13 protein-coding genes are annotated in these 13798 nt (G+C 56.0%); 6 read left to right on the top strand and 7 right to left on the bottom strand.

Annotated features, from left to right (window positions below; translation table 11 throughout):
• Positions 1-310 precede the first annotated feature (310 nt).
• Positions 311-2752 (top strand): glucose/quinate/shikimate family membrane-bound PQQ-dependent dehydrogenase, encoded by a 2442-nt coding sequence (locus AC6I8J_RS13975; protein WP_222925132.1) that lies wholly within the window; start codon positions 311-313, stop codon positions 2750-2752.
• A gap of 46 nt (positions 2753-2798) precedes the next feature.
• Here the strand turns inward: AC6I8J_RS13975 and AC6I8J_RS13970 are convergent, their stop codons facing one another.
• From AC6I8J_RS13970 to xseA, 3 genes are all read right to left on the bottom strand, one after another.
• Positions 2799-3131: a protealysin inhibitor emfourin gene (locus AC6I8J_RS13970; protein ID WP_161734336.1), complete on the bottom strand. Its 333-nt coding sequence runs from the start codon at positions 3129-3131 to the stop codon at positions 2799-2801.
• On the bottom strand, positions 3128-4141 hold the full coding sequence (locus AC6I8J_RS13965) for a M4 family metallopeptidase (protein WP_161734334.1): 1014 nt from the start codon (positions 4139-4141) through the stop codon (positions 3128-3130). The genes AC6I8J_RS13970 and AC6I8J_RS13965 overlap by 4 nt, the downstream gene beginning before the upstream one ends.
• Before the next feature lie 283 nt (positions 4142-4424).
• A complete protein-coding gene (gene xseA / locus AC6I8J_RS13960; protein WP_497825488.1) occupies positions 4425-5798 on the bottom strand; it encodes an exodeoxyribonuclease VII large subunit in 1374 nt (457 codons plus the stop codon).
• 168 nt (positions 5799-5966) lie between these two features.
• Here xseA and guaB point away from each other — a divergent pair, with 168 nt between their 5' ends.
• The 3 genes from guaB (at position 5967) to AC6I8J_RS13945 (ending at position 10166) form a co-directional block, all read left to right on the top strand.
• Positions 5967-7433: an IMP dehydrogenase gene (gene guaB / locus AC6I8J_RS13955; RefSeq protein WP_161734332.1), complete on the top strand. Its 1467-nt coding sequence runs from the start codon at positions 5967-5969 to the stop codon at positions 7431-7433.
• A 68-nt stretch (positions 7434-7501) separates the two neighbouring features.
• Complete coding sequence (guaA, locus tag AC6I8J_RS13950; RefSeq protein ID WP_161734330.1) at positions 7502-9082, top strand: glutamine-hydrolyzing GMP synthase; 1581 nt, start codon at positions 7502-7504, stop codon at positions 9080-9082.
• 310 nt (positions 9083-9392) lie between these two features.
• On the top strand, positions 9393-10166 hold the full coding sequence (locus AC6I8J_RS13945; protein WP_161734328.1) for a DUF3750 domain-containing protein: 774 nt from the start codon (positions 9393-9395) through the stop codon (positions 10164-10166).
• A 30-nt stretch (positions 10167-10196) separates the two neighbouring features.
• On the opposite strand, the gene AC6I8J_RS13940 is transcribed toward AC6I8J_RS13945, so the two are convergent.
• Complete coding sequence (locus AC6I8J_RS13940; RefSeq protein WP_022624131.1) at positions 10197-10376, bottom strand: GDFGVC terminal motif YodC-like protein; 180 nt, start codon at positions 10374-10376, stop codon at positions 10197-10199.
• Positions 10377-10553: 177 nt separating this feature from the next.
• Here AC6I8J_RS13940 and AC6I8J_RS13935 point away from each other — a divergent pair, with 177 nt between their 5' ends.
• Together AC6I8J_RS13935 and AC6I8J_RS13930 are read left to right on the top strand one after the other, a co-directional pair.
• Complete coding sequence (locus tag AC6I8J_RS13935; protein WP_135907869.1) at positions 10554-10799, top strand: hypothetical protein; 246 nt, start codon at positions 10554-10556, stop codon at positions 10797-10799.
• 20 nt (positions 10800-10819) lie between these two features.
• Positions 10820-11317, top strand: a complete 498-nt coding sequence (locus AC6I8J_RS13930) for a helix-turn-helix transcriptional regulator (RefSeq protein WP_161734326.1) — start codon at positions 10820-10822, stop codon at positions 11315-11317.
• On the opposite strand, the gene mgtE is transcribed toward AC6I8J_RS13930, so the two are convergent.
• The 3 genes from mgtE to tehB form a co-directional block, all read right to left on the bottom strand.
• A complete protein-coding gene (gene mgtE, locus AC6I8J_RS13925) occupies positions 11318-12751 on the bottom strand; it encodes a magnesium transporter (RefSeq protein ID WP_497825487.1) in 1434 nt (477 codons plus the stop codon).
• Between the two features lie 133 nt (positions 12752-12884).
• A complete protein-coding gene (locus tag AC6I8J_RS13920) occupies positions 12885-13070 on the bottom strand; it encodes a YfgG family protein (protein WP_013358709.1) in 186 nt (61 codons plus the stop codon).
• A 101-nt stretch (positions 13071-13171) separates the two neighbouring features.
• Positions 13172-13786 carry a tellurite resistance methyltransferase TehB gene (tehB, locus tag AC6I8J_RS13915; protein ID WP_285088150.1) on the bottom strand — a complete coding sequence of 205 codons (615 nt, stop codon included), beginning with the start codon at positions 13784-13786 and terminating at the stop codon, positions 13172-13174.
• Positions 13787-13798 lie beyond the last annotated feature (12 nt).

Genomic DNA, 13798 nt, shown 5'->3' with positions numbered 1-13798 from the left:
CGCTTTCAGCTACGCTTAAAATGTCAAATAAGGCAGAGCGATTCCTGGCCCTTTTTGTAGCAAAAATGCTATTACTCCGTAACAAACGCGTTGTATATGTTCACTCTGTAATGTACCAGGTGGTACAATCCTGCCGCGTCGTGGGAGGGGTCAGCCACATCCGTGCTCTTCCGGCCCACAGATTCTCACGGACGCGGGTCTGTTTATATTCGTTTTGAAACAGAGCAATGCTCTGCGCGGACGTGCATAACGCGCCAGAGTCCGGACGGCAACAGTCCGGATGCTCTGTTTATTCAGGAGAGTAAGTGTTATGGCTGAAACATCCTCCCGCTCCGGAAAGGGGCTGGGAATCGCATCCGTGCTGCTCGGACTGGTGCTGCTTGCTACCGGTCTGTTTTTTGCCATTGGCGGCGGTAAACTGGTAGCCCTTGGCGGCAGCAGGTACTTTTTAATTGCGGGTATCGTCACTGTACTCTCCGCAATTCAATTCTTCCGTCGCAAATCATCGGCAGTGGTTCTGTTCCTGCTGGTCTTTGTCGGCACCCTGATCTGGTCGCTGTTCGATGCGGGTCTGGAGTTCTGGCCGCTGGTCTCTCGCCTGATGGTGCCTGCCGGGCTGATGCTGCTGGCCTTCCTGATCTGGCCTTCACTGCGTAAGCACGAAGGTAAGCACTCACTGGCAAAACCCTCTTACGCCTTCTCTGCGCTATTGGCGGCAGGCATGGTGGTCACGCTGGTACAGATGTTCCAGCCCCATCCTACCGTTGCCGGCACCGGCGAAGAGCTGCCACTGATCCCGGTTGATAAAACCAGACAGCAGAAAGACTGGGATAATTACGGTAATACCCCGCAGGGCAGCCGCTTTGTGGCGCTGGACCAGATTACCCGCGATAACGTGAAGGATTTGAAAGTTGCCTGGACCTTCCACACTGGTGATACGCCTGTCAGCCCGACCGGAAACGGCGCAGAAGATCAGCAGACGCCATTGCAGATTGGTAACACCCTTTACCTCTGTACGCCGCACAACAACGTCATCGCCGTTGAAGCCAATACGGGTAAACAGATCTGGAAACGTGAAATCAATGCCAAAGCAGACGTCTGGCCGCGCTGCCGTGGTCTGGCTTACTTTGACGTAACCAGGCCGCTGCAACAGCCGGATAAGCCGGGTTCTTCACCTGTACCAGCCGCTGTGCTGCCAGCTGGTGACAGCTGCCAGCGTCGTATTCTGATGAACACCATCGACGCGCGTCTGATTGCGATCAACGCCGACAACGGTGAGTTCTGTGAAAACTTCGGCGATCACGGCATCGTTGATCTTAAAGCGGGACTGGGCCAGGCACCGGATCCACAGTATCAGCTGACGTCAGCGCCAACGCTGGCGGGCACCACCGTCGTGGTGGGGGGGCGTGTCGCAGATAACGTGCAGACTGATATGCCTGGTGGTGTGCTGCGTGGCTTTGACGTTATCACCGGTAAAATGCGCTGGGCATTTGACCCAGGCAATGTTGACCCGAATGCGATTCTGATGCCGGGTAAAGATTACACCCGCAGTACGCCGAACTCCTGGGCGCCGATGTCTTACGACCCGGCAATGAACACCGTGTTCATCCCGATGGGCAGTTCGTCGGTTGACCTCTGGGGTGCGAACCGTACCGAACTGGATCACAAATACGGTGCTTCGGTGCTGGCGCTGGATGCGACTACCGGTAAAGAGAAGTGGGTCTATCAGACCGTACATAACGATCTGTGGGACTTCGACCTGCCGATGCAGCCAAGCCTGATCGACTTCCCGCAGAAAGATGGCAGCACCACGCCAGCGGTGGTGATTGGTGGTAAAACCGGCATGATCTTCGTGCTTGACCGTATGACCGGCAAGCCGCTGACCAAAGTCGAAGAACTGCCGATGCCGCAGGGCCATATTCCGAACGAGCAGTACACGAAAACACAGCCACACTCGACCGGAATGCCGCAGATTGGCAACCAGACGCTGAAAGAGTCTGACATGTGGGGTGCAACGCCGTTTGATCAGCTTGCCTGCCGTGTCGCCTTCAAATCGATGCGCTATGACGGACTGTTCACCGTGCCAGACACCGACAAGTCGCTGAGCTTCCCGGGTTCGCTTGGGGGTATGAACTGGGGCAGCATGTCGATCGATCCGAACAACCATCTGCTGTTCGTCAATGACATGCGTCTGGGCCTGTGGGTTCAGATGATCCCGGCGGATACCAGCAGCATTGCCCGTGGCAGCAACGGCGGCGAAGCAATTAACACCGGTATGGGTGCCGTTCCGCTGAAAGGCACGCCTTATGCAGTGAATAAAAACCGCTTTATGTCGCCGCTGGGCATTCCTTGTCAGAAGCCGCCGTTTGGTACGCTGTCGGCGATTGACCTGAAAACCCAGAAAATCGTCTGGCAGGTGCCGGTCGGCACCGTGCAGGATACCGGTCCATTTGGCATCAAAATGCGCGTGAAAATGCCAGTTGGTATGCCAACGCTGGGCGGTACGCTGGCAACACAGGGTGGCCTGGTGTTCATCGCCGGTACCCAGGATTACTATCTGCGTGCCTTTGATTCTTCAACCGGTAAAGAGGTGTGGAAAGCACGCCTGCCGGTTGGCAGTCAGGGTGGCCCGATGAGCTACGTTTCACCGAAAGATGGTAAGCAGTACATCCTGATTTCAGCTGGTGGCGCACGTCAGTCACCGGACCGCGGTGATTACGTGATTGCTTACGCGCTGCCAGACAGCAAGTAATAACGCATAAGGAAAAGGGCCGACATTGTCGGCCCTTTTTATTTGCTTATTTTCCGTCGTGCCACAGCGCTTTTAGCTCCGGCGGCGCGACCTGTTCCGGAATCAGCAGCACAATAGTGCCTACCTCACGGCGGGTGGCATACTGAATCTGGATACGGAAATAACGCTGATCGCCACTGCCCACCTGCGCGGCTTTCTCCTCGGGTTCGCCCAGCGGCATTGCCTGCTCCAGCGCATGACAGACGCGCTGTTTTTCTGGCGCCGGCAACTCGCCAAGCATAAAGCGTCGTTCGGCGCGCAGCCCCGGAATAAAGGCCATGCCGCCTTCACGCGCGACGATGATGGTGGCATCATCTGTGAGTTCGGGCAGTTCACTCATAGCACGCCAACCTCCTTCCACGCCTGTTCAATAGCACTGCTGACCGACTCATTGAACCGCTTTTTACCATGCTCAATGGTGAAGCGGGCAAAGGTTTTGAAATCCGCATCCTGTGGCAGTTCGTCGTCACACACCGTGTCATACCAGGCATATCCCGCCTGTTCCCAGGCATAACCCCCCAGCGCTTTGGCCGCCAGATAAAAGGCCCGGTTAGGAATGCCGGAGTTGATATGAACACCGCCATTATCTTCACGGGTTTTCACGTAGTGATCCATGTGTGCCGGTTGCGGATCTTTGCCCAGCAGCGGGTCATCGTAGGCGGTGCCGGGTTCAGACATCGACCGCAGACCACGCCCATTAATACCCTTCGCCAGCAGGCCTTCACCAATAATCCAGTCTGCTTCATCCGCACGCTGCTTTTTGCTGAACTGTTTTACCAGCGAGCCAAAAACATCCGACAGCGACTCATTCAGTGCACCAGCCTGCTCAAAGTAGATCAACCCGGCTTCGTTTTCCGTGACGCCATGCGCCAGTTCGTGGGCCACAACGTCAATCGCAATGGTAAAGCGATTAAAAATTTCGCCGTCACCATCGCCAAATACCATCTGTTGACCGTTCCAGAAGGCGTTCTGGTATTTCTCACCGTAGTGCACGGTACCCAGCAACTTCAGGCCCTGACCATCCAGCGAATTACGCTGATACGCCTGCCAGAAGAAGTCATAGGTGACGCCAAGGTAGTCCCAGGCTTCTTCAGCCGCGACGTCATCATTACCTGGCTGGCCTTCCTGACGAACCAGCTTACCCGGCAGGGTTTCCTGGCTCTGGGCATCATAAATTTCACGGTCAACATGACCGCCCGCCGCCGTTTTCACGCCAGTCGATTTTTGCCAGTGTTCCGCCATCAGGTGCTGAACGTGCGTCAGGGTGCGGCGCGCCTGCGCCTGCTGATGGCCGGAACTGTGAGCGATAATCTTGCGAAGGATATAGGGAGGAATAACGCAGTAAGCCATGTGAGACTCCTTGGCAAAAAGGAATGAGTCAAAAGTATAGACCCGTCTGGCTGGTTAGACCTCATGAGTGAGGCCAGCGGTAATTGGAAAAATGTGAGGAGGCGCGCAGAGTCAGTATCAGGGAGCGGATTTGCGGCAGCGCTTATTTTTCAGACAATCATTCTGACGGATTATATGAGAACGCCTGGTAGCAAAAATTAGTCATAAAAATAGCCTGCCAGACCAGGTGGTCCTGATATGTGAGACCAGTTGTTAATGGAGAAATGTAAGTTGGCGGGCAGCGTCAGGAGGTGGTTTTGCGGCGGCGCTTTTTCTCAGGTAACAGCTGCGTCACCTGGCTTTCAACCCAGCCATCATCCAGACGGGTGCGCAGCAGGTCGCCGCTCTGAAGCTGTGCGGTTTGCTTCACCACCTGACCGGCGATGTCGGTGGTCACGCTAAAACCACGCGCCAGCGTTGCCAGCGGGCTGACACCTTCGAGCTGTGCGACCAGCTGACCAAACTGTTGTTTATTGCTGTTCAGCTGCGTTGCCATGCTCTGCTGCAGGCGATAGTGCCAGCTTTGCAGCTGTTTTTGCGCCTCGAACAGACGCTGCTGCGGCTGCCGGGCGTTGAGTCGATGCGCCAGGCGATCCTGCTGACGTGTGGCCTGACGAAGGCGCGTTTCCATCGCTTCACCCAGACGCTGTTGCAGGCGGAACAGGGCGGTCTGCTGACGGGCCAGCCGCAGCTGCGGATGCTGCTGCTGCAGGCGATGCTCAAGACGCGTGTAAAGCCGCTGCTGGCACGCCAGGTAGTAATCCATCGCCATCTCCAGCCGCTGCTGCTGCGACTGCAACTGGCGCAACAGCTCCAGCTGGTTGCGGCTGACAATTTCTGCGGCTGCTGAAGGGGTAGGGGCGCGTAAATCGGCGACGAAGTCGGCAATGGTGACGTCGGTTTCATGACCGACGGCGCTGACGATGGGAATGCGGCTGGCAAAAATGGCGCGCGCCACCCGTTCGTCGTTAAAGCTCCATAAATCTTCCAGCGAACCGCCGCCGCGCCCGACGATTAACACATCGCACTCGTTACGCAGGTTGGCAATTTCAATTGCCCGGACAATAGCGGCTGGCGCATCGACGCCCTGTACCACGGTCGGGTAGATGACCACGGGCAGGGAGGGATCCCGGCGATGCAGGACGCGTAACACATCGTGCAGCGCCGCGCCGGAGGAGGAGGTGATCACCCCGACCTGACGCGCCGGTTCCGGCAGCGGTTGCTTATGCTGTGGCTCAAATAAGCCTTCGCTCGCCAGCTTTGCTTTCAGCAGTTCAAACTGCTGCTGCAGCAAGCCTTCCCCCGCCGGATGCATGCTTTCGGCAATCAGCTGATAGTCACCACGAGGTTCATAGAGGGTAATGTTAGCGCGTACCAGTACCTGCTGACCATGCTGGGGACGGAAGGTGACGCGACGATTGCTGTTGCGGAACATGGCGCAGCGAACCTGAGCGCCATCATCTTTCAGCGTGAAGTACCAGTGACCGGAAGCCGGTTGGGTGAAGTTGGAGATCTCAGCGCTGATCCAGACCAGGCCCATCTCTTTCTCCAGCAGCTGACGCACTGTCGTATTGAGACGGCTGACGGTAAAAATATTGGCAGTAGATGGCAGCGACATGTGACGAAGATCAAATTCCAAATCAGCAGGTTAATTCATCGATACTACAGGGCTGTCAGTGCGGATCAAGGGTTTTTCGTAAATAATGCTGGAGGCAATCGATTACGGCCTGTATAATGCCGCGGCAATATTTTATCTATTCTCAATCACCCGAGGTGGAGTATTGCCATGTTAAGAATCGCTAAAGAAGCACTCACTTTTGACGACGTTCTGCTCGTCCCTGCACACTCCACCGTCCTGCCGAATACGGCCGATCTCAGCACTCAGCTGACCAAAAATATCCGTTTAAATATTCCTATGCTCTCCGCTGCCATGGATACCGTGACCGAAGCGGGTCTGGCGATTGCGCTGGCACAGGAAGGCGGTCTTGGCTTCATCCATAAAAACATGTCGATTGAACGCCAGGCGGACGAAGTGCGCAAGGTGAAGAAACATGAAAGCGGCGTGGTTACTGAACCCCAGACCGTTCTGCCAACGACACCCCTGGCTGATGTTAAAGTGCTGACCGAGCGCAACGGCTTTGCGGGCTACCCGGTCGTTAACCGCGACAACGAACTGGTGGGTATCATCACCGGTCGTGACGTGCGCTTTGTGACTGACCTTTCTCAGCCGGTCTCTGCGGTTATGACCCCGAAAGATCGTCTGGTGACGGTGAAAGAGGGCGAAGCGCGCGATGTGGTGCTGCATAAAATGCACGAAAAGCGCGTTGAGAAAGCGCTGGTCGTGGATGACAGCTTCCATCTGCTGGGCATGATTACCGTTAAAGACTTCCAGAAAGCCGAACGCAAACCTAACGCCTGTAAAGATGCGCAGGGTCGTCTGCGTGTGGGTGCAGCGGTGGGTGCCGGTGCCGGTAACGAAGAGCGTATTGATGCGCTGGTCGCAGCGGGCGTTGACGTGCTGCTGATTGACTCTTCACACGGCCATTCTGAAGGCGTGCTGTCACGTATCCGTGAAACCCGTGCTAAATATCCGGACCTGGAAATTGTCGGCGGTAACGTCGCCACTGGTGCAGGCGCACTGGCGCTGGTCGCGGCAGGCGTCAGTGCCGTTAAAGTCGGTATCGGCCCTGGCTCTATCTGTACGACCCGTATTGTCACCGGTGTGGGCGTTCCGCAGATCACTGCCGTTTCTGACGCGGTCACCGCGCTGGAAGGCACCGGCATTCCGGTCATTGCCGATGGCGGTATCCGTTTCTCTGGTGACATCGCCAAAGCGATCGCCGCCGGTGCGTCCTGTGTGATGGTGGGTTCCATGCTGGCGGGGACCGAAGAGTCACCGGGCGAAATCGAACTCTATCAGGGCCGTTCATTCAAATCCTATCGCGGCATGGGCTCACTGGGCGCGATGTCCAAAGGCTCTTCTGACCGTTACTTCCAGACCGATAACGCCGCTGACAAACTGGTGCCGGAAGGTATCGAAGGCCGCGTGGCCTATAAAGGCCGTCTGAAAGAGATCGTACATCAGCAGATGGGCGGCCTGCGTTCGTGCATGGGCCTGACCGGTTGCCCGACCATTGACGACCTGCGCACTAAAGCGGAATTTGTCCGCATCAGCGGCGCGGGCATCAATGAGAGCCACGTGCATGACGTGACCATCACCAAAGAGTCACCAAACTACCGCATGGGTTCATAATCCCGATTTCCCGCCCGGCTCATGCCGGGCGCTTTTATTGATCAAGTCACCGTTCTGGAAACCCCTCAATGACGACGGAAAATATCCATAAGCACCGCATTCTGATTCTCGATTTCGGCTCACAATATACTCAGCTGGTTGCCCGCCGCGTGCGCGAGCTTGGCGTTTACTGTGAACTCTGGGCATGGGATGTCACCGAAGAGCAGATCCGCCAGTTCAATCCAAGCGGTATCATCCTTTCAGGCGGCCCGGAAAGCACCACCGAACTGAACAGCCCGCGCGCACCTGACTATGTCTTCAGCGCTGGCGTGCCGGTGCTGGGCGTCTGCTACGGTATGCAGACCATGGCGATGCAACTGGGCGGCACCGTTGCTGGCTCAAACGAGCGCGAATTCGGTTATGCGCAGGTCGAAGTCACCACACCAAGTGCGTTGGTTCGCGACATTGAAGATGCGATCAGCGCCGCCGGTAAACCGCTGCTGGATGTCTGGATGAGCCACGGTGACAAAGTCACGGCGATCCCGGCTGACTTCGTCACCGTGGCCAGCACAGAAACCTGTCCGTTCGCCATCATGGCCAACGAAGAGAAGCGTTTCTACGGCGTGCAGTTCCATCCGGAAGTGACTCACACCCGCCAGGGTCTGCGGATGCTCGAGCGCTTCATCATCGACATCTGTGAATGTGAAGCCCTGTGGACGCCTGCCAAAATTATCGAAGATGCCGTTGAGCGCCTGCGTGAGCAGGTGGGTAACGACAAAGTAATCCTCGGTCTGTCAGGTGGTGTGGACTCCTCTGTCACGGCGATGCTGCTGCATCGCGCTATTGGTGATCGTCTGACCTGCGTGTTTGTGGATAACGGTCTGCTGCGTCTGAACGAAGCACAGCAGGTGATGGATATGTTTGGCGACCACTTCGGTCTCAACATTATCCATGTACCGGCTGAAATGCGTTTTCTGGATGCGCTGGCGGGTATCGATGAGCCTGAAGCCAAGCGTAAAACCATTGGTCGCGTCTTTGTGGAAGTGTTCGACGAAGAAGCGCTTAAGCTGCAGGACGTGAAGTGGCTGGCGCAGGGCACCATCTATCCGGACGTGATTGAATCGGCGGCCTCAGCCACCGGTAAAGCGCACGTGATCAAATCGCACCACAACGTCGGTGGCCTGCCGAAAGAGATGAAGATGGGCCTGGTTGAGCCGCTGAAAGAGCTGTTCAAAGACGAAGTGCGCAAAATTGGTCTGGAGCTGGGCCTGCCGTACGATATGCTCTACCGCCATCCGTTCCCGGGTCCGGGTCTGGGTGTGCGCGTGTTGGGCGAAGTGAAGAAAGAGTATTGCGACCTGCTGCGTCGTGCCGATGCTATCTTCATTGAAGAGCTGCACAAAGCGGATCTCTACAACAAAGTCAGCCAGGCGTTCACCGTTTTCCTGCCGGTTCGTTCGGTCGGCGTGATGGGTGATGGCCGTAAGTATGACTGGGTTGTCTCGCTGCGTGCGGTGGAAACCATCGACTTTATGACCGCACACTGGGCGCACCTGCCATATGATTTCCTTGGCCGTGTCTCTAACCGCATCATCAATGAAGTCGACGGCATCTCCCGCGTGGTGTATGACATCAGCGGTAAGCCACCGGCGACGATCGAGTGGGAATAACCAGGCCTCAGCCAGGTAATCTCTGATAATTCTGAAGCCCGCTCCCAAGCGGGCTTTTTTTATTGCTCTGACCGTGCGCAGACTCGCTGTTTTAACCTTTCACCACATCCACACCCATCGCTGGTGTTTTCCTGTTCACTTTGCCGGAAATTACGCTATCCTCCATGCAGTAAAAGCCCGCAACTGACGTCATTGGTGTCCCGCTTTTATCCGCCGCTTTCACCGATTGTCTGTATCCCAACGCCACCGCTTACTGAAACCGCCTGCTGATCAGGCGTTTCGTGATTTTTACGTCACCAGGAATGTTGTCATGCTCTCACTGAAAGTGTTCAGCCTGTTTTTTGTTGCCGTACTGCTGTTATCGCTCGGAGCCAGCATTGCGCAGGCAGCGCGTCACGGCGAAAGTTCAGAGCCAGGTGGCTGGGCGACTGCCCGGCGCGATTCGGCTGGCATAGCGCCCGATCCGCGCGCTTTATATAGCCTGGCTATCGTCCAGGTCTACGCTGCGCCGACCTATGGCTGGAAAGGGCGGGTGGCGGTGCATCCCTGGATCATTTTTAAACGTGCGGGTGAAACGCACTACACGCGTTATGAAGTGATTAGCTGGGGCAGCGGCGATAAGGTTCGCCGTAACACCAACCTGCCAGATGGCTACTGGTATGGCGCAAAACCGCGGCTGCTGGTGGAACATCGCGGACCGGAAGCCGAAGCGATGATCCCGCAGATAGAAGCCGCCATTAACTCGTATCCGTGGCCGACAACCTACCGTGCCTGGCCAGGACCGAACAGCAATACTTTCCTGGCGCACATTGGCCGCGAAGTGCCAGCCCTGAGGCTTGATCTCCCCGCCAATGCGCTGGGCAAAGATTACCGGCCACTGTGGCGTCCTGTCGGGCTGCCGCCATCCGGGCGCGGTGTGCAGGTGTCGATTCTGGGCGTAGCGGGCGTGACACTGGGTGCAGAAGAGGGATTTGAAATGAACCTGCTGGGTCTGAACATGGGACTCGATTTTTCGCCGTTCCGGCTGCGGCTGCCGTTTATTGGCGGTCTGGGCAACGACAATCTTCAGCAGGATAAGCCCTGACAATATGGCCCCGTCAGGGGCCGTTTTGCCTCAGCACACGCCAAAGTCACCCTCTTCGTGATAGAGGTTGACGCTCTCTGCCTTTACTTCGATCTCTTTCTTCGCTGCATCATCAACGCGCGCGCACCACAGGGTGTCGCCTTCCACGCGCAGCACCTGCATTTTAGGGCCGCCGGTTTTGGACTGAACAAAATCCTCTGCTTTAAACATATTGCCTCCATTAATTATCGTTACTGCTGCCGATCGTTTTTTGCGTGACGTTTTCCAGTTTATACCCTGACTGTTTTACTGCGAGAAAAAGTCTCCGCATGCTGAACCGCGTTAAGAAATATTCATTGAGTTGTCAGTTGACAACTCACACATTCGGCGTCAGCATAGGGGGGACATATGGCAAGGAAGCGGCATCCCAGTAAAGAGATAGAGATGGCATTACGTTACGCTGAATCCCACGGCTGGCTGGTGGTTACCGGAGGCCATCATGCCTGGGGCAAAATGTACTGTCCAAAAAATCTGTTGATGTGCCGATGCGGGGAGTTCTGTCTGACCTGTATCTGGAGTACACCGAAAAATGTACATCAACATGCCCGTGCGCTGCGGCGCGTGGTCGATAACTGTCATTATCTGAAGTCCTGACACAGCACAAGGAGAGGCATATGGAATATTGTTTTACGCTGCGGTTCAGCCTGCCGGAAGGGCATGCGCCGGTGGATGAACTGCTTGAAACGCTGGCAGCAGCAGGCTGTGATGATGCGCTGATCGGCCTGGGGATGCCAGGGCGAATAGCATTTGAGTTCAGCCGGGAGTCTGACTCTGCAACGGACGTATTAAAGCAGGCGGAAGAGGATGTACTGCGCGCGATACCGGGTGCCACACTGGTGGAAGCGGCACCCGATTTTGTGGGCCTGACAGACGTGGCGGAGATCATCGGCATGACGCGACAGAATATGCGCAAACTGATGCTTAGCCACCGCCCGCCGTTTCCGCTGCCGGTGCATGACGGTAAAACTGCCATCTGGCACCTGTCGGATGTACTGGAGTGGCTGAGCCAGCGCGGCAATTATGCGCTGCCTGCGGCCACCCGTGAGCTGGCGCAGGTAACGCGGCAGCGCAATCTTAATGGATCGCTGCAACGTTACGGCCTTCACACCTGATCAGTGCGGCAGCAGGAAGATCGTTGCCAGTCCCAGGAAGATAAAGAAGCCGCCGGTATCGGTAAGGGCGGTGATCAATACGCTGGAGCCAACGGCGGGATCGCGATTCATTTTAGTCATGACCAGCGGCACCAGCACGCCCATCAGCGCGGCCAGCAGCAGATTAAGCGCCATGGCCAGCATCATAACGCCGCCAAGCGCCATATTGTCATACATCAGCCAGGTGATGCCGCCCATGATGCCGCCCCAGAACAGGCCGTTGATCAGCGCCACGCCAAGCTCGCGGACGATCAAAAACGAAAAGTTGCCCGGTTCAACCTGATGTAAGGCCAGCGCCCGCACAATCATGGTAATGGTCTGATTACCGGTGTTGCCACCGATACCCGCGACAATCGGCATCAGGGTGGCGAGGGCGACGATCTGTGAAATCGTTCCTTCAAACAGTCCGATGACCCGCGAGGCGACAAAGGCGGTACAGAGATTAATCGCCAGCCAGGCCCAGCGTTTACGCACCGATTTACGCACCGGCGCGAAAACATCCTCTTCCTGACTGATACCGCCCATTTTACGGATGTTGCTTTCGTTTTCGGCATTCACCAGGTCGATGATGTCTTCAATGGTCACACGGCCAATCAGTTTGCCTTTTGCGTCAGTGACGGCGGCAGAGATCAGGTTATAACGCTCAAAGGCACTGGCGGCATCTTCGGCCTTATCGTTGAGCTGGAAGGTGGTCGGGCGCGCGTTCATGACGTCGCTGACCAGGGTTTTAGGTTTGTTAAGCAGGATATCCGTCAGCATCAGCTCGCCCAGCAGCTGGTTGTCTTTATTGGTGATAAACAGCTTATCCGTGCCGTTTGGCATGTCTTTACGCTTACGCAGAAAACGCTGTACCGTTGCCAGCGTGACATCGTCGCGCACCGTCAGAATATTGAAATCCATCACCCGGCCCACGCGATCGCGATCGAGCTGTACCATATCGAACATGCGGGCGCGCAGAGCAGGCTCCACGGTCGCCAGCAGACGTCCGGTCAGGTCACGCGGCAGATAACGCGCCAGCCAGACCTGGTCGTCGATATCCAGCGGCTGGATAGCACGCAGAATATCGCGATCGCTCATCTCCTCGGTGAGGCTGGCCCAGACCGTTTCAGAGGCTTCGACCAGTACGTGTCCGCGCCGCTCATTCGGCACCAGCCGCCATAGCGCCTGACGCTCCTCTTCGGGCAGGGCTTCGAGAATATCCGCGAGGTCAGCGGCATGCAGTTGCAGAATGTCCTGTTCCAGCGCATCACGCTGGGCCGCATTTTCACGTTGCTGTTCAGGATTGAGATCGCCGGATTTCGCCAGCAGAGAATCAACCAGATCGTGCTCGTTGAGCAGCAGCGTCAGAATGCGATGACGTATTTCACTTAAACGTTGAGAGTGAGAGGCAGACACATTGGATCCCTTTAGTCTGAAAGCACCAGCACGAAGTGTAGCGTTTCGCCTGAAAAAGGGATGCAAAAAAGAGTCCAGTTGTCTGGATAACATTTACTTTTAAGGCGTCTTTCAGGCGAAAAATCAGTATTTGTTAGCGCGTATCACCTGATGTGACGGTAACGGGTTCAGGAATCGCTTTCTGTTGCTGGTGATGCTCGAAGGCAGCGGGCAGGATAAATATCAGGCGACTAAAGAGAATGATAAAACTGATCAACAGCACAATGCGGGTCATGGTGCCGGTTTTTTGACGTCTTCGGGGAGAAATAGCGCTGTTCACGCGGGGTGGTTCCTGTAATGACCCCATCAGGGGCGACTGCAATATTTAGTCACAGTCGCCTGATGAAATCAATCGCTGTTGAAAAAAACAGCAGATAAAGATCAGTAACTCGCTTTTTGCGCCAGCAGCGTCGCAAAGCGGCAGGTAATGCGGTTGCCATTTTCATCTTTGCGATGCAGCTGACCGGGATGTTCATTGTACTTCACGATGTGCCAGTTGCGGTAATAATGGCTCAGCTCGCCCGACTTAAAAGCAAAAGCGAAATCAGCCGGGCAGGGCATATCTTCCGTGTTCATCGCTGCCACAATCAGGTTGTAACCCTCCCTGACCGTACAGGCCTGCATGTCGGCAATCAGCTGTGGAATGGTCTGCGGCTGCAGGAACATCATCACCACGGTCGACAGCACAAAGTTGAAGCCGCCGTTAAAGCGCGTGTTGTTCAGGTCGCGCTGCTCGGTATGAATACCGCTGAGATTTTCCTGCGCAATAATTTCCTGCAGGCGCGCCAGGCTTTGCGGATTATGGTCCCATGCCGTGACGTCAAAGCCGTGCTGGTTCAGAAACAGCGTATTGCGTCCCACGCCACAGCCCAGATCAAGCGCCTTGCCGACGTTGAGCTGGGGCAGCGCCGCAACCACTTCAGAGTGGGGCGGCGTTAAACCATAGGTTTCGGCAAAATAGTTTTCGGCTGAAAGGGGTGCAGTTGGTTGTGTCATATTCATCAATTC

Source organism: Pantoea sp. X-Soil-ISGK-355, from assembly GCF_059730805.1.
This window is presented reverse-complemented; position numbering and strand designations above follow the sequence as displayed.